The 21408-nt window shown below is 62.4% G+C and carries 18 protein-coding genes and 1 tRNA gene; 3 read left to right on the top strand and 16 right to left on the bottom strand.

The genetic code is table 11. From position 1 onward, the window contains the following. Window positions 1–74: 74 nt before the first annotated feature. From Q5H89_RS08430 to Q5H89_RS08410, 5 genes are all read right to left on the bottom strand, one after another. Window positions 75–2888, bottom strand: a complete 2814-nt coding sequence (locus Q5H89_RS08430; RefSeq protein ID WP_305018850.1) for a TonB-dependent receptor — start codon at window positions 2886–2888, stop codon at window positions 75–77. A gap of 379 nt (window positions 2889–3267) precedes the next feature. Then, complete coding sequence (locus tag Q5H89_RS08425; RefSeq protein WP_305018849.1) at window positions 3268–4257, bottom strand: MBL fold metallo-hydrolase; 990 nt, start codon at window positions 4255–4257, stop codon at window positions 3268–3270. Between the two features lie 40 nt (window positions 4258–4297). Continuing rightward, complete coding sequence (locus Q5H89_RS08420; protein WP_305018848.1) at window positions 4298–4918, bottom strand: SGNH/GDSL hydrolase family protein; 621 nt, start codon at window positions 4916–4918, stop codon at window positions 4298–4300. Window positions 4919–5093: 175 nt separating this feature from the next. Further along, window positions 5094–6059 carry an SIMPL domain-containing protein gene (locus Q5H89_RS08415; RefSeq protein ID WP_305018847.1) on the bottom strand — a complete coding sequence of 322 codons (966 nt, stop codon included), beginning with the start codon at window positions 6057–6059 and terminating at the stop codon, window positions 5094–5096. A gap of 137 nt (window positions 6060–6196) precedes the next feature. Beyond that, window positions 6197–7336 carry a cystathionine gamma-synthase gene (locus Q5H89_RS08410; RefSeq protein ID WP_305018846.1) on the bottom strand — a complete coding sequence of 380 codons (1140 nt, stop codon included), beginning with the start codon at window positions 7334–7336 and terminating at the stop codon, window positions 6197–6199. A 90-nt stretch (window positions 7337–7426) separates the two neighbouring features. On the opposite strand from Q5H89_RS08410, the gene Q5H89_RS08405 reads away from it, so the two are divergent. From Q5H89_RS08405 to Q5H89_RS08395, 3 genes are all read left to right on the top strand, one after another. Beyond that, complete coding sequence (locus tag Q5H89_RS08405) at window positions 7427–8335, top strand: DUF2167 domain-containing protein (protein ID WP_305018845.1); 909 nt, start codon at window positions 7427–7429, stop codon at window positions 8333–8335. An 80-nt stretch (window positions 8336–8415) separates the two neighbouring features. Then, window positions 8416–9126, top strand: coding sequence for a TVP38/TMEM64 family protein (locus tag Q5H89_RS08400; protein ID WP_305018844.1), 711 nt, complete (start codon window positions 8416–8418; stop codon window positions 9124–9126). Between the two features lie 124 nt (window positions 9127–9250). Beyond that, a tRNA-Arg gene (locus Q5H89_RS08395) sits at window positions 9251–9327 on the top strand. Window positions 9328–9392: 65 nt separating this feature from the next. Here Q5H89_RS08395 and Q5H89_RS08390 read toward each other — a convergent pair. From Q5H89_RS08390 to Q5H89_RS08340, 11 genes are all read right to left on the bottom strand, one after another. Next, window positions 9393–13553: a phage tail tape measure protein gene (locus Q5H89_RS08390; RefSeq protein WP_305018843.1), complete on the bottom strand. Its 4161-nt coding sequence runs from the start codon at window positions 13551–13553 to the stop codon at window positions 9393–9395. Then, entirely contained in the window at window positions 13553–14083 is a 531-nt protein-coding gene (locus tag Q5H89_RS08385; protein ID WP_305018842.1) for a hypothetical protein, read from the bottom strand. Before Q5H89_RS08385 ends, Q5H89_RS08390 begins: the two co-directional genes overlap by 1 nt. A 90-nt stretch (window positions 14084–14173) precedes the next feature. Then, entirely contained in the window at window positions 14174–14782 is a 609-nt protein-coding gene (locus tag Q5H89_RS08380; protein WP_305018841.1) for a hypothetical protein, read from the bottom strand. A gap of 1 nt (window position 14783) precedes the next feature. Next, window positions 14784–15248 carry a lysozyme gene (locus Q5H89_RS08375; protein ID WP_305018840.1) on the bottom strand — a complete coding sequence of 155 codons (465 nt, stop codon included), beginning with the start codon at window positions 15246–15248 and terminating at the stop codon, window positions 14784–14786. Then, window positions 15245–16069, bottom strand: coding sequence for a hypothetical protein (locus Q5H89_RS08370; protein WP_305018839.1), 825 nt, complete (start codon window positions 16067–16069; stop codon window positions 15245–15247). The genes Q5H89_RS08375 and Q5H89_RS08370 overlap by 4 nt, the downstream gene beginning before the upstream one ends. Further along, window positions 16070–16549 carry a hypothetical protein gene (locus Q5H89_RS08365; RefSeq protein ID WP_305018838.1) on the bottom strand — a complete coding sequence of 160 codons (480 nt, stop codon included), beginning with the start codon at window positions 16547–16549 and terminating at the stop codon, window positions 16070–16072. Between the two features lie 2 nt (window positions 16550–16551). Beyond that, entirely contained in the window at window positions 16552–17493 is a 942-nt protein-coding gene (locus Q5H89_RS08360; RefSeq protein ID WP_305018837.1) for a DUF6712 family protein, read from the bottom strand. Window positions 17494–17497: 4 nt separating this feature from the next. Further along, window positions 17498–18769: a hypothetical protein gene (locus Q5H89_RS08355; RefSeq protein WP_305018836.1), complete on the bottom strand. Its 1272-nt coding sequence runs from the start codon at window positions 18767–18769 to the stop codon at window positions 17498–17500. A 3-nt stretch (window positions 18770–18772) separates the two neighbouring features. Beyond that, complete coding sequence (locus Q5H89_RS08350) at window positions 18773–19087, bottom strand: hypothetical protein (RefSeq protein WP_305018835.1); 315 nt, start codon at window positions 19085–19087, stop codon at window positions 18773–18775. A 300-nt stretch (window positions 19088–19387) separates the two neighbouring features. Then, a complete protein-coding gene (locus Q5H89_RS08345) occupies window positions 19388–20875 on the bottom strand; it encodes a terminase large subunit domain-containing protein (RefSeq protein ID WP_305018834.1) in 1488 nt (495 codons plus the stop codon). Further along, window positions 20865–21389, bottom strand: coding sequence for a hypothetical protein (locus Q5H89_RS08340; protein WP_305018833.1), 525 nt, complete (start codon window positions 21387–21389; stop codon window positions 20865–20867). The genes Q5H89_RS08345 and Q5H89_RS08340 overlap by 11 nt, the downstream gene beginning before the upstream one ends. Window positions 21390–21408 lie beyond the last annotated feature (19 nt).

Here is a 21408-nt window from a genome sequence, read left to right as displayed (position 1 = left end):
AGTGCCGCAGGTGCTCACAAAAAAGGCCCGTTCTGCATAGCAGAACGGGCCTTTTTGCTTAGTAAGGGGCTAGCCTACAAGCTGATGTTCAGGCGCCCAAAGTAGTAGGCACCGTTGAAGCCAAACTGGTTGGCGCTGTAGAGGTAGCGGCCCCGGTTCGAATTGTCGAGCGAGGAGCTATAGCTGGTGGCGGGGTCGACCGAGAAGTTGTTGGGGTTGTTGCGCGGGTCCACGTAGATTTTGTCGGGATACACGTCGAACAGGTTATTGACGCCCAGCGTAAGGGCTAGCTGCTTGGCGAACTGCACATTCACGGTGAGGTCGGTAATCCACTTGGCCGAGAACGTCTGGTCGAGGTTGGCGCGGGCCGGGTTGGCATCGGCGGTGCTAATCTCGCCAAAGCGTACTGTGCGGGCTTCCACCCCAAACTTGCCCACGGTGTAGGCCGCCGACAGGTTGATTTTGCTGCGCGGGTTGCCGCGCTCGAGGCGCGTGCGCTGCGAGCGGTCGAAGAGGCGGTTTTGCAGGTTTTCGACGCCCGCCGTCTGGTCGCCGTTGATGGTCGACGACGACGAGTTGAAGCTCGTTACCTCCGTTTGGTTGAAGTTGGCGGCGGCCGTCAGCAGCAGGCGGCTGTTGGCCCCTAGCGCAATGCGCTCGTTGGCCACCACGTCGAGGCCTTTGGTGCGCGTGTTCACGGCGTTGGCGAAAAACTGCACCTGGCTCACGGGCAGCGTGCCCAGGATGGTGTTCACCAGCGGGTTGTTGCGCGTGAACGACGACGACAGCACGATACGGTCTTTGATATCAATCAAATACGCATCCACCGTCAGCGTAAGCTGGCGAGCCACTGAGGCTGTGAGGCCCAGGCCGTAGTTAGTCGATTTTTCCTGCCGCAGCGGCTCCACGCCAAAGCCTTTCTGGCCGGTGGCGTCGAAGCTGTTGCGCACAATGGGGTTGTCGTTGTTCACCGTGAGCACCTGCTGCGGCAGGCCGCTCACAAACTGCGTGCTGGTGTTGCTGAAGTACCGCTGCTGCAACGAGGGCGCCCGGAAGCCGTTGCCGATAGAGCCGCGGATGGCCAGGGCATCAATAAGGCTGAAGCGGGCGCCGGCCTGGCCGCTCACGTTGCCGCCAAAGTCGCTGTAGTTTTCGGCGCGGCCGGCCAGGTGCACCAGCAGGCGGTCGGTGAGGTCGCTTTCTAGGTCGAGGTAGCCGGCCAGGTTGTTGCGCGTCTTATTCACCTCATCCTGCGGCTGGTAACCGGGGAAAACCTGCGAGCCGGGGGCCGCCGGGCTGCCGTTGCTGGCAATGCGCCCGCCGTAGGCGCCAAAGTACGAAGCGTATTCGCCCTTCTCAATCAGGTAGTTATCCACCCGAAACTCACCGCCAGCGGCCAGATTAAGCGTAGCTAGGGGGCCCACCTCGGTGAAGTGGCGCGAGATGGCCAGGTTGGTCGTGTTCTGCATAAACGCCAGCCGGCCCGCGTAGAAGCTGGTGGGGTTTATCTGGCCCGTGCCCTGCGGCAGGGCCGCGTTGATGGAGCCATCAATGGTGAAAGCCAGGTTATTGCGCCCAAAAGTATTGCTCAAATCCACGGCAAACCCGCCCAGGTTTTTGCGCACCCCAATAGCCCCCGAGTGGTCGTTGATAACGCTGTTAATGAACGGCAGAAAACCGTTCGGGAAAATGCTTAAGTCGCTCTGCGTAGGCTGGTTGGGCAGGCGGTTAAAGCCCGGCCCCCGGCCCGTGCGGTAAGCGGCGCCGCCGAAGAAATATACTTCGTAGCCCGCTCCCACGCGGTAGGCGCCGTTGAACGTCGCCCCGAAGTTGCGCGAGTCCGACTGCCCCACCCGAATATCGCGGCGGTCGAAGCCGCGCTGAGCCACCAGGGCGTCGTCCTGCGCCTTCAGGTCGCGGCGCGACTGCTCGGTAGTGGCCGTGCTAGGATAGTTGCCGCCGTTGTTGCCCAAGTAAATGAGCGGCGCCGTGTCCTCAAACGAGCGGTTCGTGTAGCTGCGGTTCAGAAACTGGCCGCTCAAATCGAGAAAGCCCCGGTGGTTGAGATTGATGCCGGTGCTGAAATCGACCTGCTCAGTTTTACCGTCGCTCTGGGTGGTTTGGCCATAGAGGCTGCTGGCGGCAGTGTGCGCCGAGTCGTCCTTGAGCTGAATGTTGATAACGCCCGCAATGGCATCGGAGCCGTAGAGGGCCGCCGCGCCATCGCGCAGCACCTCAATGCGCTTGATGCTGGCCGTCGGAATTACGTTCAGGTCGGTGCCCACCGAGCCGCGCCCGATGGTGCCGTTGATGTTAACCAGCGACTGGCTGTAGCGGCGCTTGCCGTTCACGAGCACCAGCACCTGGTCGGGGCCTAGCCCGCGCAGGCTGGCCGGGTCCAGAAAGTCGGTACCGTCGGAAATGGACTGGCGCGACGACTGAAACGAGGGCGCCACGTAGGTCATCACCTGGCTCACATCGGTCTGGGCAAAGGCCTTGATTTCGCGGGCCGAAATCACGTCTACCGGCGCGGTAGTCAGGATGTTGGAGCGGCCCTCGGTGGCGCGCGAGCCCGTCACTACCACGTCGCCGAGGTCAGTGGCCGAGGCCACCAGGCGTACTTCGACGCTGCTGCGGCCGCTCACGGCCACCTGCTGCGTAGCAAAGCCAATGGCCGAGATGGTGAGGGTAGCGCCCGGCGCCACGCTCAGCGAGAATTCGCCGTTCGGGCCCGTTGAGGTGCCGTTGGAAGTGCCGCGCTCCAGCACGGTGGCGCCCGGCTGGGCCTCGCCGGTAGTGCTGAGCACCCGGCCCGTCACGGTGGCTTTTTGCGCGTGGGCCGCTAGGGCCGCCACGGCAAACAAGGGCGTAAGTAGTAGTTTTCTCATGAATGGTTTGGTGGAGTGATGTAAGTTATGATGGTTGTTGCCAGCAAGGTATCTCATTTTTTCCCAGAATGGTGCAATTGGCGGTGTGCGCCAATTGCAGCGGCTGCAAAGCCGCCTGCCAACCTATGGCCCGCGCTAAAACTGGGTGGGAAGGGAGAAGAGGAGCAACGAATCCGGTTGGGTATCAGCCCCAAAGCGAGCCGACCGGACTGGCGAAAGAAGATGCTTAGGCGGCTTTTTAGTATCCAGGCTGGCACTCGCCGCCCCTAATATGGGTAACAGCGCCCCAATTGGCGCAACTTTGCTTCACCAACCCAACATAATAAGCGTCTTTACAACTTATTACTTTTTGATTATCAAATTTTTAAGCAATTAAAACTTATTTCCACCAATAAGAGGCCAGCGGACCGGCCGCCACCTCCACGCGCTGCCCCGGCGCGGGCAGCAGCAGCGTTACCGCTGGCCCGGCCGCCTCGATGAGCCGCTGCACCGGCTGCCGCCACGCGTGAAATGCCAGGTTGAACGTGCCCCAGTGCAACGGCAGCAGCGGCCCGCCGCCCAATAGCTGATGGGCGGCCAAGGCGTTATCGGGCCCCAGGTGAATATCGGCCCACTCGGGGTCAGAGGCACCGATTTCGAGCATCACCAAGTCAAACGGCCCATAGGCCGCCCCAATCTGCCGGAAAGCCTCATCAAACGGCCCCGAGTCGCCGCCGAAGAACACGCGGTGCTGCGGCCCTTTCAGTACCCACGAGGCCCACAGCGTGCTATCGCGGTTCAACAGGCCCCGGCCCGAGAAGTGCCGGGCGGGCGTAGCAATCAGCTCAAAATCGGGGGCCAGGGCAATCTTATCCCACCACGTGGCTTCGGTGATGCGGTCGGCGGCTACGCCCCAGCGGCGCAGGTGCGCCCCTACTCCGAGCGGACAAAAAAAGCGCTCGCCGCGCCCAGCCAGCGCCCGAATGGCGGCCTCGTCGAGGTGGTCGTAGTGGTCGTGCGAGAGGATAATGCCATCGAGCGGCGGCAGCTGGGCCAGCGGCAGTGGCGGCGCAAAAAACCGCTTCGGGCCCACTAGCTGCGAGGGCGAGGCGCGCAGGCTCCACACCGGGTCGGTGAGGAAGCGGCGGCCATCGACCTCGATAAGCGTGGTGCTGTGGCCTAGCCAGGTCACGCGCATCGCATCGGCGGGCACGGGCGCGGCCAGGGCCGCCGCATCGGCCGCAAAGGGGCCTAGCGGCTGGCTAGGCTCGCGCTCGGCTTTCTCAAAAATGTAGCGGCGCAGCAGCTGGCCGTAGCCCGAGGGCGGGCTCACGCTGGTGGGCAGCACGTTGTAGTATTTGTTGCCGGAGTGGCGGGGCTGAAGCTGCATAGGAGGCGAAGAAAGCGCGGCAGACGCAGCCACCCGCGTTTTACTTCAGCAGACCCTGCACCACGGGCAGCGCCCGGCTAGCCCACTGGCGCATTTGGGGGCCGGTGTAGTGCAGGCCGTCGCTGGTAAACTGGCTAGGGTCGCCGGCCGCGCGGCGCGTAAAATCGGTGATGTCGACGAAGGCAATGCCCGCCTGCTGGCACTCGGCCCGCGCCACGGCGTTGAACTGGTCGATGTCGTGGGCTATCTGCGCCGCATCGCGGTCGTGGGCAAAGGGTGTCTGGCCCCAGTCGGGAATGCTGAGCACTACCACGTGGCTAGCCTGGCCGCCGGCGTAGGCCACGGCCGTGGCCAGCAGCTGCCGAAACTCCTGGCGGTACAGCTCCACGCTTTGGCCGCGGTACTGGTTGTTGACGCCGATGAGCAGCGACACCAGGCCGTAGTCGGTGCGGTGGTTGCCGCTGGCCGCAATGGCTTCCTGCAGCTCGGCGGTGGTCCAGCCGGTGCGGGCAATGATGTCGGGGCTAGCCAGGCTCAGGCCCTGGGCGCGGGCCAAGTGGGCTAGCTGCACGGGCCAGCGGTCGGCCGCCGGGGCGCCCTCGCCAATGGTATAGGAGTCGCCGAGGGCGAGGTAAGGGAGAGCGGTATTGGCAACGGGCATTGTGGGAGCTACTATACTGGCGGCAGTCGGCGGCGCACTGGTACAACCCGCCCCGTACACTACCAGCCACAGCCAGAAAACAAGAAATCGCATGAGAAAGCACACTAAAAGAGGTGCTCAACCTACGAATCAGCCCGCACCTTGGCGCAGGCGAGTACTACATTTTTATTGCTTCCTACGGCCGGCGAGCAGGTTTCTGCAGCGTGTACTTTACTTGCACGGCAAGGGTAAACGTCACGACCGGCTCTACCACAACGGGATTGATAACGCGGTCGAAGCTGTCGGAGCTGGGTGGGCTGTAGTACCGGGTTGTGAGGGCGGGCAAGCCTTTATAGCGGTCGTTTTCGCTGTCGCGGCTGTAGTAGGGCGCCGTTACGGCCGCTTCGTAGGACTGATACTGCTCGGCCGGCACGAAGGTCGAAAACTGCTCCAGATAGGGCTGCGCGGCCGGGCGCAGCTGAGCGCCCGTTAGCAGCAGGTAGTTCGCCTTCTTGCGGTTGATAACCTCGGCGGCCGACTTGAATAAGTTGGTGTACACCGCTTCGGGGTCGTTGACGATGTAGTCTACTTTCACCAGGTCGAAAATGCTATCGGCTGCGGCAGCCACCAGCATATCATCCAGCACCGCAATGTGGCGAAACGACACGATAACATTGCGGGTAGACTCGAACCCGCGCAGGTATTCTTCACCTGTAAAGCCAGCGGGTTTACCATAAACAGTGACCGGATTGCGCGTAACCCGCACATCCTTAATTCGCTCCTGAGCAATGATATCGGTGTATACGTCTTTACTGGCCACTCCCAGCTGGCTCAGGCGGTGCGTAAAGTGCTGCACCCGCGCCGCGAGGCGCTTCTCAGTTGCCGCGATAGATGATGCCTCCTGCCGCAAGCCAAACACGGCCACGTAGCTATCGGCCTTGACGTGCTGCATGACGTTGGCCCCGAGCAAGAACGTACTGTCCGTCAGGAAAAGCTTGTCGGGCACTATAGCAGCGTTTGTGCGGCCCTCTTGGTAGCGGCCCGCCCGGCCCGTCACTTGATTGCCCGCTACCTGGGCCTGCGCTAGCTGGGTTATTCCTACCAAAGCCAGCATGCCTAGCCAGCGACTGGCGAGCGGCGCCCCTACCCGAAAAAATTGCATAATGCACCTACTACTAGTTACTGATTGCCGCAGCAAGATAAGGCGGTCAATCAGGATAAACCCGGCAGTTCAAACGCAAAAAGTGCCGAACCAACCGCACGGCTAGCCCGACACTCTTAGCAATAACGCACTAGCCCCTAGCCTATCGCCTGGGCTAGGTCGGCTATCAAATCCTCGGCATCCTCAATGCCCACGCTCAGGCGAATGAGCGAGTCGGAGAGGCCGGCCTTGCGGCGCTGCTCGGCCGGAATGCTGGCGTGGGTCATGGTGGCGGGGTGGCCGCTCAGGCTTTCGACGCCGCCCAGGCTTTCGGCCAGGGTGAAGAGCTGGAATTTTTCGAGCACCGCAATGGCGTCCTCTTGTTTGTCGCCTTTCAGCACGAACGAAATCATGCCCCCGAAGTCGCGCATCTGTTTGGCCGCCACGGCGTGGTTGGGGTGGTTTTCGAAGCCGGGCCAGTACACTTTTTCTACCTTGGGGTGCTGGCGCAGGTACTCGGCCACGGCGCGGCCGTTTTCGCAGTGGCGCTGCATGCGCAGGTGCAGCGTTTTGAGGCCGCGGAGCACCAAAAAGCAGTCCTGGGGGCCGGGCGTGCCGCCGCAGGCGTTCTGGTAAAAGCTGAGGTCCTTCAGCAGCTGCTCGCCGTTGAAAACCAGCGCGCCCATCACCACATCGGAGTGCCCACCCATATACTTGGTGAGCGAGTACACCACGATATCGGCCCCTAGCGCCAGCGGTTCCTGCAGGTAGGGCGTCGAGAAGGTGTTATCGACGGCCAGCAGCGCACCAGCTTCCTTGGCCAGGGCCGCGGTGGCGGCAATGTCGATGACGTTGAGCAGCGGGTTGGTGGGCGTTTCGACCCAGATAAGCTTGGTTTTAGGCGAAATCTTTTCGCGCACGGCGGCCAGGTCGCCCATCGGCACGAAGTGGAAGTTGATGCCCAGCGGCTCGTACACCTTGGTCATGATGCGGTAGGAGCCGCCGTAGAGGTCGTCGGTCGAGATAACCTCGTCGCCGGGCTTCAGCAGGCGCAGCACGCAGTCGATGGCGGCCATACCCGAAGCGAAGGCTAGCCCGTGCTCGCCGCCATCGAGGGCGGCCAGGGCGTCTTGCAGCTGGGTGCGGGTGGGGTTATGGGTGCGCGAGTACTCGTAGCCCTTGTTATCGCCCGGCGAGCGCTGGGCGTAGGTCGAGGTCTGGTAAATGGGCGTCATGATGGCCCCGGTGGTGGGGTCGGGGTGCACGCCCGCGTGGATGGCTTTGGTGGCAAATTTCATAGGCGGCAAAGGTACCGGCTAGCCTGCTTGCGGGCGTGGAAGCCGGACTTATCTTAGCGGCGATATCCTAGTCTACCTTTTTTCTAGCGCATGAAGAAACAGCTACTCTTACTAACCAGCGGTATTGCCTTGGCTTTCAACGCTCAGGCCGCGCCGCCCAAACCCAAACCCAAGCCCGTGGTGGTTGACTCGGCCGCCCGCTACCAAGCATTTGTCGACTCGGTCAATAATACGTTTCACTACCAGCATGGCCACGTGGTGCTGCCCGGTGGCGTGGGCGAGCTTACCGTGCCCCAGGGCTTTCGCTACCTCGACTCGGCCCAGGCGGCCTATGTCATGCACACGCTGTGGCACAACCCGCCGCAGGAAAGCCTGGGCATGCTTTTTCCGGCCACCATCGGCCCCATGAGCGACAACAACTGGGCCTACCTCATCAATTTTGACCCGCTAGGCCACGTTAAGGACAACGATGCCGACGACATTAACTACGACGACCTGCTCGAAGAAATGCAGCAGGACACCGAGGAAAGCAGCCAGGCCCGCCAGAAGGACGGCTACGAGGCAGTGCACCTCATTGGCTGGGGCGCGCCGCCCTACTACGATAAAAATCAGCACACCCTGCACTGGGCCAAGCTCCTGCGCTTCGGCGAGGGCCTCGACGAAACGCTCAACTACAACGTGCGCATTCTGGGCCGCAAGGGCGTGCTCATCTTCAATGCCATTGCCACGCCCCGGCAGCTGCCCGACATCAAGGCCAGCATCCCGGGCCTGCTAGCCAATGTTTCCTTCGTGAAGGGCCAGCAGTACAACGATTTCAGCGCCGGCCTCGACGAGGTAGCGGCCTACGGCATCGGCGGCCTGGTGGCCGGCAAAGTGCTGGCCAAGGTGGGCCTGTTCGGCCTCATTCTCAAGTTCTGGAAGCTGGGCATCCTGGCGCTGGGCGGCGCCTGGGCCGCCATCAAGCGCTTTTTCGGCTTCGGCGCCAAGGAGCAGGACTAGGGGCGGGGGCGGCAGCGGGACCGGCTTTTGCGTAGGTACTTTCGCCTCCTCATTGGCCGGCCCCCGGCTTTTCCTTGCTAATGGCTTTTTTGCGCGAGCTTTTTCAGAAGAATTTTTCCACCCTGCTCACCATGGGCCTGCTGGTGCTGGTGCCGCTGGTGGGCTCCTCGTCGCTGGTGCTCGTGCTGAGCCGCCATCAGGACTTACTGCAGCACCTCACGCTGTTGCAAATGGTGCTGTACTTCGGGCTTATGGGCCTCACCATGGCCGTGGCCCTCACCAACAGCACGTTTGTGGTTATCGTAACGGGCTACTTCCTGGGCTGGGCGGGCCTGCCGGGCATGATTGCCGCCTATGCCCTGGCCGCGGCCCTGGGCTACGAGCTGGCCCGCCGCCTCGACCAGGACAAGCTGCGCGGCTTCCTGCACCGCTTCCCCAAGGCCGATGCCGTGCTGGCCGAGCTGCAAACCCAGAGCTGGCCGCTCATCATTCTCACGCGCCTCTCGCCGGTGCTGCCGTTTGCGCTCATGACCTTCGTGCTGGCTATTGTGGGCGTACCGCGCCGGCTGTTTCTGGCGGCTTCGGTGCTGGGCATGCTGCCCCGCAGCCTGTTTTTTTACTGGCTCGGCACCAAGGCTCAGGATGTGCTGGCCCTGCTGCGAGACCCCGACGAGGGCACGCTTAGCAAGCTGGTATTGCTGGGGCTGGTGATGGCCTCGCTCTTCGGCCTCTACGTAGTGTTCAACCGGGCTTTGCAGCGCGTGCTGCGCCACCGCTCCCCTAGCGCCTGATTTTTTTCAGGCTGATTATTACCCAATTGACGCGGCAACAGTGTTTTTTCAGCAGAAAAAACCCACCCGGATTTGCGCAGCCAAAATTTTTCTTCCTACCTTTGCACTCCCAACACGGGACAACGGTTGTATAGCTCAATTGGATAGAGCATCTGACTACGAATCAGAAGGTTTAAGGTTCGACTCCTTATACGACCACCAAAAAGGCCCTCAGCGCACGCTGAGGGCCTTTTTTATTTTGATGGTGGCGGTTTTGGTGGCGGTTTCTACCGAACAGCCCCTTGGTTACGGTCATCAGCCAGCTCATTTAGCTCCTGCTCGAGCGCGAACGTATCGGTCTGATTCCAGTCGATAACGGCCTTTACTCGGCTCGGCAGGGCACGTACTGCGTCCTCGACCCGCCGCACGGCCTGCACCAGCTCCTGGTTGCTGGAAGTGGCGCCGGCTACGGTAGTCGGGGCCGGGCCAGTGGCAAACGCGCCACCGTCCTCGAAGTAGCCGGGCTGCCGGCGCACCGGGGCGCCGCCGCGGTAAAGGCTTGTATCAATCAGCTCATCGACCAAGTGCTTGTTGTTGGCGTAGGTGTCGCGCGAGAGAATCATGTAGGCCTCGCCCCGCTCCCACTCGCCCAGGTGCTCGCCGGTGGCGCCATCGACCATGCGAATGCCGCCGCCCGAGTGGCGCTGCCCTACGTCGGCCACGCCGGCACGCGAGTTGATGCGGCCGCCACTGGCGAACTGCCGTACTTTTTCGCGCCACGTGGGCTTGGGCCCACCGACAATACCACCCTTTTCAAACTCGGGAATGGGCGTAGCAATGATTTTGGCAACGCTCGCGGCACCCGTGAGGCCGGCTGCAATCATGAGCGGCACGTTGGGCGAGGCCTTCACTACCGAAAGCGCGGTTTGAATGACGGCCTGCGCCACGTTCAGCTCCTTTTCCTTCTCAGCCGCCCGCTTCTTTATCTGGCGGGTTTGCTCGTCGTAGCTCTGCTCGATGCTGGCTTTTTGGGCCTCATACGTTTCCTTGCTAATCGTGCCGGCCTTGTACTCCTGGTCGAGCTTTAGCAGGCGCGCCTTTTTATCCTTGTCAATTTTGGCTAGCTCCTTATCCGAGGAAATCTTCTGAAAATCGGCCACCGTTTGCAGGGCGTTGGCCGTTTGCTCCAGCCCGAATGAGATACCAGCCTTATCGCGCTCGCGGGAGCGGTCGGCATATTCGTTTTCCAAATCCTCCTTGTCCTGCAAGTACTTACGCGCCAGGGCTAGCTTCTGCTCGTCGTTGAGGCCTTCCTGAAAATACTCTTGGGTGAATTGCTCTTCGAGCTGCTGCTTGCGCACGGCCTGCTCCTCAGCATCGGCCCGGGCGCGCTCCAGGCTAAACTCGCTCGACTGCTGCCGGCGCCGGGCGATACGGCGCAGGGCAATATCCTCGTCGATAGCCAGGATGCGCTCGGCAATTTCGCGTTCGCGCTCCGCCCGGTCTTTGCCCAACTGCACTAGGTCGAATTGAAGTTTCTCCTCGATGAGCCGGCGCTTCTCGGCCGCCTGGGTATCGGTGTCGAGGATTTTTAACTTCTCGGCTTTGGCGGCCGTCAGCAGCTCAGCGGCGCGGCGGTCGAACTCGTTTTTAATCAAGGCGTTCTTACGCTTCTCAATGTCCAGCTCTTCCTCCTGCTGCTTGAGGGCCTGGGCCTGGCGCACGGCTTCGATGTCCACGGCCAGCTTATCCATAATTAGCCGGCGCTGCTCAGCGATTTGCTCGGCCGTACCCTTGGCCGTGGCCTTTTCCTTGTCGGCGGCGGCGATAAGCTGCTGCACCTTCTTCTCGGTTTCATCGGCCAGCAGCCCGGCCCGCAGGTCGGCAATTTTCTTCTCCACGTCGGCCTGCTCTTTCGCCCGTTTGGCGGCGGCGTCTGCCTGCTTTTTGTCATATTCGTCCTGCAGCTGGCGCAAATCGCGTAGGGCCTCGGCCCGAATCACCTTTTTATCGCCCTCGGTTTTCTTCTCCCCCAATAGGTCGATATCGCGCTTGGTGGTAATCAGCAGCTTTTTTAGGCGCAGCTCCTCGGCTGAGCCGGCCTCGACCAGCGCCAGGGCGGCCCGAATGTTGGCCTCGCGGGCCTTAAGCGCCTCCAAATCGTTCTTGGCGGCTTCCGCTACGGCTTCGGCCGTGGCGGCCTGCCGCTGGGCCTTGCCCTGGGCCAGAAAGTCCTGCTGCTTGCCGAGCACGCCCTGGTACACCTCGACCATGCTAAAGTTCACTTGCTCGGCCGCCGCACTGGCATCCTGCCCTAGCAGCGTGTTTAGGATAGACTTGCCGTTGGCTTCGAGGTTCTTGGCCAGCTTGTCGAAGCTGCCGTTGGGGTCCACCTCAAAACCGGCCCCGAAGAAGTTGGCCACGCGCTTGCCCACGTCCAGCAAGCCGGTGAAGGCATCGACCGACAGCTGCACCTGGGCGACCACCAATTTGAGCGGCGCGACCACGGCCACCCCCATCAGGTAGCCGAACACCTCCAGCACGGCCTTGCCCCCGCCGATGCTGCCGAAAAAGCGCCCTAGCTGGGCCACCAGCGGGCCCACCTGGGCCAGCACCGCGTTGAGAATAGCCCCCAAGGGCTGGAGCGCGCCAAAGAGGCTGTCCACGGCCGCCCGGAACGTCTCGCTGCGGTCGTAGAGCTGCTTGAGGCCGAAGGCAAACAGGGCCAGTAGCGTGATAATAATGCCGATGGGGTTGGCCGCCAGTGCAGTATTAAGTCCTTCCTGCGCGGCAGTAAGGGCCTCATCGGCCGTAACCAGGGCGTATTTCCCCTCCACCTCAGTGAGCACGCCCAGGGCCACCAATTTTTGCAGGGCTAGTGTGCGCAGGGTCGTGGCCTGGGTCTTGATTTGCTCCGCGTTGAAGAACGCCACGGCTAGGGCCAGCAGCCCGAACGCGGTTTTATTCTCGGCTACGAAGCCGGGCACTGCCCGCAGCACGTCCACTACGAAGCCCGACAGCTGCAAAAACCGCAGATAGATAGGCAGCAGTCGCTCGCCTAGCTCCTGGCGGTACTGGGCAAACCCCTTCTCGGCTTTCTCGACCTCGGCCGCCGCGTTGGTGTTTTTCTTGGCAAACTCGTCGAGCAGGCTGGTACCCTTCTCGTACTCGGCCGAGGCCAGCGCCTGCTTCTGGCGTACGAAGTCGCTTTTATCGGCCAACAGGCTGATAACCTTTACAGCTTCCTGACTCTTAATGCCCAGCTTATCGAGCGTAGTCACGATTTGCGTTTCGCTGGCTCCCTTGAGCGAGGCGGCCAGGCGCAGAATCACCTCGTTTGGGTCGTTGTTAATCAGCGCCTCGAAATCCTTGGTTGTCATGCCCAGCTGCTTGCCGAAGTCAGCCGTGCCCTTCGCCGCGGTGAGCAGGATGTTGGTCAGGCCACCCGCCGAGATTTCGGCCGTCAGCCCGAGTTCCTGGAACGCCGCGCCCAGACCCAGGGTCTGGGTAATCTGGGGCGACAGGTTGCCGAGCTGCCCGATGCGGGCCGTAAAGTCGGCAATCACGGGGCCGGTGGCCGTGCCATCGGCGCCCAGCGCATTCACGGCCGAGCCGATTTTGGTAATCGCGTCGGCCGGGCTCACGTCGGCCGTTTCTTTGAACAGCTTTTGCAGGCCACCCAGCGACTTGGTTACGTCCTCGACCCCACCCGTAAACTCGTCGCCAAGTGCCACTACGGCCTGGTCTACCGACTGCGTAAACGCAACGGCCTGGTCTTTGGCGATACCTAGCTGGCCGGCCGCCACGGCAATGCCTTCGAGGTTTTGCTCCGAGGTGCGGGTATCGATGCCTTCCAGCTGCGTGCGCAAGGCCTTGGCCTCGGCCGTGGTCACGTTCAGCGACTTCTCCATGTCGGAGATGGAATCGCTGCCCTTCACGGCCGCGTCCACGCTCTCGCTAAACAGCTGCTTAATGCTGCCAAACAGCGCCTGCACGCCCAGCTGCACGCCGGCGAAGCCAGCCGCTTTTTTGATAAAGCCCAGGATGCCGCCGCCGGCGTCGTCAAACCCGTCCTGCACGCCCTTGGCCTCGGCGCGCACCTTGCCCAGCTGCGCATCGACTTCGGTCAGCTCCTTGCTTTTATTGATAAATGCCTCGGTGCCAGGCACCAGGTCTTTGATTTCTCGGTTCAACTGCGAGCTGAGCTTGCCGAGTTGATTCATGGTCAGCCCCGTCAGGCCGATTTCAGTGCGCAGCTCGGTCATCCGAGCATTCACCTCGCGCAATTCCTTGTTAGCGGCGATGTACTCGTCGGTACCGCGCTTCATTTCCTTGAGCCCCGTCTGGAGTAGCTGGGCGCGGCGCGTGAGATTATCTAACTCGGTTTTCGACTGCGAGCCGTCGATTTCCAGCTTTATCTGGACGTTATCCTGTCTGACTTGTGCCATTAGATTTTAATGCTGGCTGCGAGGTGCGTGCCGGTGGCCACCAGGTAGCGGCGGGTCACGGCGTCGATGAAGCTGTTGATGGATTGGTAAAAAGTTTTGCTGAACCACGACTTGGGTTTCACCTGGGCGTTGTCGCGCAGCTTGGCGCGGGCCAGGCCCCAGGCGATTCGGTTGATGGCCGTTTTGCTGGCTAGCGGAAACTGGCCGTGCTTGTAGCCCGGCACGTACTCGAAGTGACTGATACCGACCTTTTTCACGTAGGCCTCAATCTCTTCGATGGGCGGGGCCTTGGTGCGGTTGATGCCCTTCATGTCCTTGATGCGGCCGTACTGCTCGAAGAGCACGCCCATCGTGGCCACGTGCTGGGCGGTGGCCGATACCACCTCCGTCCGGAGCGAGTGCAGCAGCTCCTGGGTCAGCACCAGGCCCTTGGCCTGGATGGCGGCGGCCAGCAGCTGCAAGGCCCGCTCGGCGTAATCGCCCACTTCCTCGTCGAGGATGCGCTTAAATTCATCTTGGTAGTCTGCCATGCACCCAAGATGGGCGCGGGGGCTAGCCGGGTGTAGGACGAAAAAGCCCCCGCTCCGGAAAGGAGCGAGGGCTTAGCTAAAACTTAGCTTTTAAGTTAATTTTCGCCACTTCAGCAGCAGGCGCAGCGGGGCAACCTGCGAGGTGAGCACCTCCCAGCCGACCGCGCCGGCCACGGCTGCTAGCACGTACCACCACCACGAAACGCCGGCGTCGGTGCTCGTGGCCACGGCCCCCGGCCCCACGGCGCTAGCCCCGCCGCGCTGGCCGGCCTTGCGCGCATCGGTGGCCGCGCCGCTGCTAGTGGCCACGGCCGAGGTGGGCCGGTTGATGGACGTGGCGCCGGGCGCGGTGGCAACGCTGCTGTTTTTGACTTTGGCCGGCAGCACGCCGGCGTGCGCCAGGTTCTGGGTCTGGGCTTTTTGCCACTGCCGGCGCTGCCGGGGGGTGCTGCCGGCAGGGGCCGGCACCAGGTACGGGGGCAGGCCCGAAAGGTCGCTGGGCAGCCAGTTTTTGAGTGTCAGCGAGTCGAGGTGCTGCACCGTAGCCCTGTCTGCCACGACCGGGGGCGGGGCCAGGGCCGGGTGGCTGGCCGCGCAGCTGCTCAGGCTCAGCACGGCGGCCAGCACTACGATGGCGCTTATGAGGCCGCCGATGAAGCCCAGCCACACGGCGAGCAAGGAAGTAAGAAATTTATCCATATTACGAGATATAAAGCGCGGCCTCCCGGGCGCGGCGGGCCGTAAGGCCGGCGCTCACGCGCTTCACCTTGGTTTGAGGGTCAGTTACTTTGTTCCAGAGCCCGAAGGCCGTGACGATAACCCGGTGGTCGGTGGCGCCGGCGTTGGCCAGGGCCAGTACGCTCGACTGGTCGAAGCCGCCGGTGCCGATGTTGTAGCAGAGCGACACCAGGGCATCGAACTGGTTTTGGGTCACGTCGCGGTGCACGCGGCCGGCCACGTGGGCGCCGTACTTTCTATCCACGTCCTGCTGAAGCAGGGCGCTGGCCTGGGCCTCGGTGAGCACGGCCGTGTTGTAGTGCGCCTCGTTGGCCTGAATCACGTGACCGTAGCCGATGGTGGGCTTGCCGGCCGCGCACAGGTAGCGCCGCGCCCGAAAGCCTTCCTGTTCTTTGATGAGGGCTAGGCCCTTGGCAGATGTTCTCATGCGTTTTCTCTCTCGGCTGCGCGCCGCTGGCGGGCCTCGCGGGCCAGGTTAAACAGGACAGTGTGGAGGGCGGTGTGCGCGACCTGGTCGTAGGTGCCGTAGAGGCCGCGCTCGGCCAGGCTCGCCAGCAGCTCCAGTAGCTCGGTGCCGTCGCTGTGGCGGGGCTTGGCCTGGGCCGCCGCGGGGCCGGTGGGCACCTCGGCTTTCTTAAACACCTCTTTGTAAGCCGAATGAATGAAGCGCTGGGCGGCCAAGAAGTGGTGCAGTACCACGATTTTGACGCCCAGCGGCGCATCGGCCAGCTCCTGGGCCCGGCCCTCGGCCAGCTTGGCGTTGTACTTCTCGCGCCGGAAGCCGTCCCAGGCCGGGTCTTGTGCCACCTGCGCCAGGTCGGCGCGCAGCGGCCGGCAGAGCGTGGCCACCAGCTGGTCGAGGGCGGCGGCCTGCGGGCGCTGCGGGTGAGCAAACTGCTGGAAATAGATGGTAGCCATCGCGTACTCGATGGCCACGGCATCGAGCAGGTTGGGGCTGGGCAGCTCGTAGGCGCGGCCCCGGTGCGTGAACTCGCGCACCCCGGTCGTGTCGAGCGGCTGGCGCCACACCCAGGCCACGAGCGTGCACACGTCCCACAGCTGGTCGGCCGTGAGCCGGCGCACGTGCTTGTCCTTGAGCTGCGGGCACCAGGCACGCAGCACGGCCAGGCGGGCGGCCAGCGACTCGCTGCCCAGTTGCGGGGCGGCGGCAAAAAGTTGGGCGGGCGTCAGCTCGGCCCAGGCTTCGGGCACCGGGTGCGGGCGGCCGTCGAGGCGAAAGGTTTGCATTTAGGCGGTGGCGGCTACGGGTTCGGGGCTAGCCACGCCGGCGGGCGCAGCTTCGGCGGGAGCGGCGGGCTCCTCTTCGCGCTCCGCCTGGCGCGTGATGCGCCGTTGCAGCAGGTCGGCCACGTCGCTATCGACCAGGCCCAGCTTGCCGAAAGCGATAATGAGCCGGCGCAGGTGAATCAGCACGAAGGGGGCCAGCACCAGTTGGGTGAGGAAAAACAGCCCCTTCTCGTGCTCGCCAAAGCCGTGGGCGAAGGCCAGCAGGGCGGTGTAGCCCACCAGGCGCCAGGCCAGCTTCTTAGCCCGGAAAGGCTGCTTTTCCACGAGGTTGTTGGTGAGCACATCCAGCACCACCAGCACCAGGAGCAGGTAGTAGGTGTAGGCTGGCGACCACACGTGCGCCTCGATAAAGCCACTGACGCCGGCCACGATAACGGCCACTAACTCAATGGCCTGCACAGAAATATAAAAGCGTAGCATCGCTAAACCCAGAAAGAAGCTTTACCGGAATTGTCGTACAGCTCGGCCGCGACGGGCGCGGCCGTGGGGCGCAGCTGGTCGAGGTAGGCGGCGAGCTTGGCCTGGTAGCGGTCGGCGTGGCCGTAGGCCTGCTGGCTCAGGGCGCTCAGGGCCTCGGGGCTGGCGGCCTGGCGCTCGCGCACGGCCTCGTTGTCGGAGAGCAGGCGCAGGCTCGTGCCGGTCAGGGCCACGCTCAGGCTGAGCACGCCCTGGGCGATGGCCCGGTGGGCCAGCACCGGGCGCACCAGCTTAAGCAGCTGCCTGGCCTCGGCCGAGGGGGCCTCGCCGCTGGCCAGCCCCTCGCGCAGCTCCTCCAGCAACTCCTCCCCTAGCAGGTCCTCGATGTCGAAGTCCTCGACCCGGCGCAGGGTGGGCAGCAGGGCCAGGAAAAACCGCCGGCTGCCGGCCGTGGCCACGTACTGGCCCAGCTCGTCGGCCGAGGCGATGAGCAGGCGCTTGCGACTACGATACTCGGTCGAATCCAGCTCCTGGGCGTAGGCGGCCGCGTGCTGGTCGAGCCAGGCCAGGGCCACGTCGAGCAACTTATCGGCGGTGCTGGCGGCGGCTTCAACCAGGTTGTTGTACGACCACTGGCGGGTGGGCACCGCGCCGCCGGCCGTTTGCTCGGTCACGCCCGAGTCGCTCACGGTGGTGGCCAGGAACGGAGCCGCTTCCAGCACCACGTAGTAGGCCAGGGCGGGGCGCAGCTTCTCGCGCAGGGCGACCAGGTGGGCCGGCGGGTCAACGGCCGGCAGGTTGCCCAGCTGCGCCACCAGGCCTTCGCCCAGCACTGGCACCAGGTGCAGCGTTTCGGCCGTGGGCACGTAGCTGAGCAAGGAGCCCGAGTTGTTTTTATGCACCGTGCTCAGGCAGGCGCGCAATTCTTCTACCGTATTGAATAGCATGACCTTACATAGATGAGTTAGCCACCTTCTGCTTGCCCGTCGGGTTGTCGGCAATGGTGGTAATGTCGATATCCTCGAAGCCGAAGAAGTGGGCGGGGTTGAAGCCCATGATTTTGCTGGCCGCCTGGAAGGGCTTGAGCAGGATTTTGCGCTTCTGGGGCGTGCGCAGGGCCACGTGCAGCTGGTAGCTGATGCGCTTCTCCGAGCCCGAGCCGCCGAACTTGCCCCCGGTGTCGATGCCGGCCAGCGAGGGGTCGATGCCGTGGCTGGAGGTGTGGGCAATGTTGGCCTGCTGATTCACCGAATCGTAGGCCTTGTCGCTCATCTTGTTCTCGATGGGCACGATTTCCCAGCCCGGCAGCTGCTTGCCGCTGGCATCCACGGCGAACTTGCTCACGAACACCTTATCCGTGTTCTCGACCCCGGCCAGCATCTCGTTCATGTTGGCCATGAGGCCTAGCTCGGCCTTTTTGCGGGCGTCGGCGTCGCCAAACTGGTCGAAGTAGCCCATCGGTATCTTGATGTGGTACTTGACGTTGTAGCCGTTGTCGAGCCCGCTGCTGTGAAAGCGCGGAATTTTGTTGCTGACCTCCGTCCACTTGCGCCCGCCCCAGAAGGGCGGAATGTCGTAGTATTTCTGGCCCGGTGTCCAGTCGCGGCCGTGCAGCAGGCACTCGCCAAACTTGGACGGGTTCAGCGGGTCGTAGGCGGGCAGAATCTTGGCCTCATCGGCCCGGAAGTTGCGCCAATCGTGGTGCAGGGCGTACTTCTCGGGCCGGGGCTTGCTCGTAACCAGGGCGCGCACCACCGTGGCGTCGAAGCTTTGGATGGCCTCGACGTAGTTTTTGCTTTGCAGCGAGAGCACGCCGAAGAAATTGGCGAACGTTTCGAGGTTGTAGGCCAGGCTCTGCATGGACGAATCGCCGTCAATCGACTCGTACCAGTCCTCCATCTCGGTATCGAGCACCGGCTCAAGCACGATTTTGCCCTCCTTGATGCTGCGCGAGAACACGCCGATGCGCGAGCCCAGCAGAAAATCGCGGGCCGTGGTGATGAGCTGCGGCTTGAGGTGGTTGTTGTGCACCAGGGCCAGCAGGGCCTGCGGTTGCAGGTTGTCGGCGCCCCAGGGCGCAATCTTGAACCCGCCCTGGCTGAGCGGGGCCGCGCCGTAGTTCACGTCCTGGGCCTTGTCGCTACTGGTTAGCTCGACAATGGCCTGGGCCCCGGGCAGGATGTAGATACCGCCTTCTAAGTCTTTGATATCGCGTGCTTTCATAGCCTAGCCGTGCTTAATATCCCGGCCGTTGTAGTGGCAGAGCAGAATGATTTTGAGCGCAAAGGGCCGGCCCGTGGCGCAGTCCACGAGCTGCACAGTGCCTTTCTCCTTCAGTTTGTAGCGGAAGGCGCTGCGGCCCTCCGCGCCGCCCCCGGGCGTGCTGCCGCCCGAATGCCCACCCTTGCGCACGGCCGCCTTGCTGCCCTTCGTGCCGTTGGTTTTGTAGTAGCCGAGCGAAAAGGCCAGCGGCTGGCCGTTGCCATCCGGCAGCTCTATCTCCGCCAGCACGGTCTTAATGTGAATGTGAGTCCGTTGCATGGGACTCAAATTGCCACTTTCGCCCACCGGCGCGTAGGACGGAAATAAATTATTGCGTGTTTTCGAGCGCAGGTGCTGAAAATCAGGCAGAACGCGCCGCCCAGGAGCCAAATTTTATTGCGTGACCCACGCGGCCGTGCGCGCCCTTTAGCGTTTGGCAATTGCCAAAATGGCAATTTTTGGGGTATATATGAACGGGCCCTGGGGGGTTGGGGCACAGCAAAAAGGGCCCTGGCGATAGTGCCAGGGCCCTTTTTGATTGTTTTGCAGTGGCAATTGCCACCTCACGTACCAGGTGGGCTAGCTTCGACCAAGGAAGTAGACCGGCTCATGCACCTGCACCTGGCCAAAGAGGTGGCCATACTTGCGGTACACGATGTTGTCGAAGCAGTCGCTCAGGTGAGTGGCCCGCTCCTGGTCGATGCTGCTTTTCTCGCTCTTCTTGTTCTTCGTCCAGTCGGGGTTGATGGGCGACTGCTGAATGGAAATGATGAGGTACTTACACTTGTTGCGGTTGAAGCGCATGACGGGCAGGCGCGGGTTGGTCTCGGCCAGCAGCTGGTTAATGGCCACGTGCTTGAGGCGATGGTCGGGGTCGAGGCCCTGCACCATGAGCACCGACGTCCAGCCAGCAGCGGCCAGCTGCTGCTGAATGGTTTGGTAGAAGGTGAGGTTGCTGCCTACCTGCTTGTTATTACCGTTGCGGTCGCCGTAGATAACCACGTGCTTGCGCTCGTGGCTCTCGTAGCTGGCAATGAACTTGCTGACCAACGCATCAAGCACGGTAGTGGCGCTCTGCTTGACCCACAACGCATCCAGGCAGCGAAACTCCTGGCCGTTCTCCTGGCACACGATAACGGAAGTAAACGCGGCGTTGAAGTCAAACGATAGCTCCAGTTCCCGGGCCGGATCGCGGTCGCTATCAATGGCCAGGGTTAGGCCGGTCTTGTCGTCGTGGGTGTAGGTAAAGGTTTTCCAGACGCCGTGCTTCTCCTCATTGAAGCTGGGATAGAACGAGTTGGGCAACTTAGTCAGGCGCTTATTCATCACCTCCACGTCCCACTCCAGGGGCGTCATGCCGTTGCGCAGGTCACGTAAGTACTTCTCCCCTAGCACGGCCACGTTGTCGTAAGCCGTGCTTTCCAGAAAGAAATAGTTATCGGGGTCTTCTTTGGCCAGGTCCTCGGTTTTGAATACCCACTGGCCCGAGGGCAGCCAGGGCACGGAGGTATAATCGCAGAAGGTCTGGTGGTGCTCGTCCTTGAAGCGGTAGATGTTGCCCCGAATCATGGGGCGCAGAATCTTGTTGACGTGCTCCTCCTTCATCAGGGCCGACTCGTCGATGTGGCCGAAGTCGTAATTGCCACCCCTAGCCAGCTCGGCCCTATCCATGCTCAGCATCTGGATGGTGTAGCCGTTCAGGAAGCTAATTACGTTCTCGAAGCTGCTGGGCGGCTGGTAGGGCTTAATCCAGTTAGCCGGGGGGCGCTTGCCCTTCACGTAGTGCCCAAAACCGGATTTTTGGTCGTACTCACGCAGGCCGTGGTCGGCCCAGGCCTTTTCCATCGCCGGCACCGTGTTGCTGGTGAGCTGGGTATAGGTCAGGCCCGCCAGGAAGCCCTTGGCCCGGGGCAGGTAGTTCATCTCCACGCGGGTTTCATGGCCAGCCACGGTGGTTTTGCCCGAGCCCCGGCCGCCTACGTAGCTGCGCCGTTTCTGCTTGGCAGCCAGAAACTGGCGCTGCTTTTCATTGACGTAGATACGCCGGCGTGTTTCCTTAGGCTGCATCGTCCTCGCCTCCTCCCGTTACGTCTTCAAAATCAATATCCTGCGTTTCCTGCTCGCGCAGTACGGCGGGGTCGGTGCTAAAGTCCATCGGCACCGGAATGAGGAAGGCCTTGGGGTCGAGCACGGTCTTATCGCTCTCGAAGAGCCCCAGTAGCTTATCGGCGTTTTCCTGGGCCCGAATAGCATTGCCGATATCGCCGTTCTTGCGCGCCAGGTTGGCCATGAGCTTGTAATTCTCATGCGAAATGACGCGCTGGCCCTTTTTATCGACTTCCTCAATCGAGCCGTAGAGCAGGATGCTCTCGCGCACGATGGCGTAGAGCTGCGGCTGGCTCAGCTCGTATTCCTTCTCCAGCGTGGCCAGCACCTGGTTGCGGCCGAAGCCCAGGCAGAGCAGGCCGTGGGCCTTGCGGTACTTGGCCAGCATCGCCAGCTCGTCTTCCTTAAGGTCGGCCCCGTCGACCAGGTGCGAGCGGTATTTATCGAGTTTATCCGGTTTACCGAGTTGTTTCATAAAAAAGCAGGATTACACC

Source organism: Hymenobacter cheonanensis (genome assembly GCF_030581075.1).
Classification (GTDB): Bacteria; Bacteroidota; Bacteroidia; order Cytophagales; family Hymenobacteraceae; genus Hymenobacter.
This window is presented reverse-complemented; position numbering and strand designations above follow the sequence as displayed.

Bases quoted from the DNA above. Each gene is read 5' to 3' on its own strand.
- Q5H89_RS08430 (WP_305018850.1), bottom strand. From the start codon at position 2,888: ATGAGAAAACTACTACTTACGCCCTTGTTTGCCGTGGCGGCCCTAGCG.
- Q5H89_RS08425 (WP_305018849.1), bottom strand. From the start codon at position 4,257: ATGCAGCTTCAGCCCCGCCACTCCGGCAACAAATACTACAACGTGCTG.
- Q5H89_RS08420 (WP_305018848.1), bottom strand. From the start codon at position 4,918: ATGCCCGTTGCCAATACCGCTCTCCCTTACCTCGCCCTCGGCGACTCC.
- Q5H89_RS08415 (WP_305018847.1), bottom strand. From the start codon at position 6,059: ATGCAATTTTTTCGGGTAGGGGCGCCGCTCGCCAGTCGCTGGCTAGGC.
- Q5H89_RS08410 (WP_305018846.1), bottom strand. From the start codon at position 7,336: ATGAAATTTGCCACCAAAGCCATCCACGCGGGCGTGCACCCCGACCCC.
- Q5H89_RS08405 (WP_305018845.1), top strand. From the start codon at position 7,427: ATGAAGAAACAGCTACTCTTACTAACCAGCGGTATTGCCTTGGCTTTC.
- Q5H89_RS08400 (WP_305018844.1), top strand. From the start codon at position 8,416: ATGGCTTTTTTGCGCGAGCTTTTTCAGAAGAATTTTTCCACCCTGCTC.
- Q5H89_RS08390 (WP_305018843.1), bottom strand. From the start codon at position 13,553: ATGGCACAAGTCAGACAGGATAACGTCCAGATAAAGCTGGAAATCGAC.
- Q5H89_RS08385 (WP_305018842.1), bottom strand. From the start codon at position 14,083: ATGGCAGACTACCAAGATGAATTTAAGCGCATCCTCGACGAGGAAGTG.
- Q5H89_RS08380 (WP_305018841.1), bottom strand. From the start codon at position 14,782: ATGGATAAATTTCTTACTTCCTTGCTCGCCGTGTGGCTGGGCTTCATC.
- Q5H89_RS08375 (WP_305018840.1), bottom strand. From the start codon at position 15,248: ATGAGAACATCTGCCAAGGGCCTAGCCCTCATCAAAGAACAGGAAGGC.
- Q5H89_RS08370 (WP_305018839.1), bottom strand. From the start codon at position 16,069: ATGCAAACCTTTCGCCTCGACGGCCGCCCGCACCCGGTGCCCGAAGCC.
- Q5H89_RS08365 (WP_305018838.1), bottom strand. From the start codon at position 16,549: ATGCTACGCTTTTATATTTCTGTGCAGGCCATTGAGTTAGTGGCCGTT.
- Q5H89_RS08360 (WP_305018837.1), bottom strand. From the start codon at position 17,493: ATGCTATTCAATACGGTAGAAGAATTGCGCGCCTGCCTGAGCACGGTG.
- Q5H89_RS08355 (WP_305018836.1), bottom strand. From the start codon at position 18,769: ATGAAAGCACGCGATATCAAAGACTTAGAAGGCGGTATCTACATCCTG.
- Q5H89_RS08350 (WP_305018835.1), bottom strand. From the start codon at position 19,087: ATGCAACGGACTCACATTCACATTAAGACCGTGCTGGCGGAGATAGAG.
- Q5H89_RS08345 (WP_305018834.1), bottom strand. From the start codon at position 20,875: ATGCAGCCTAAGGAAACACGCCGGCGTATCTACGTCAATGAAAAGCAG.
- Q5H89_RS08340 (WP_305018833.1), bottom strand. From the start codon at position 21,389: ATGAAACAACTCGGTAAACCGGATAAACTCGATAAATACCGCTCGCAC.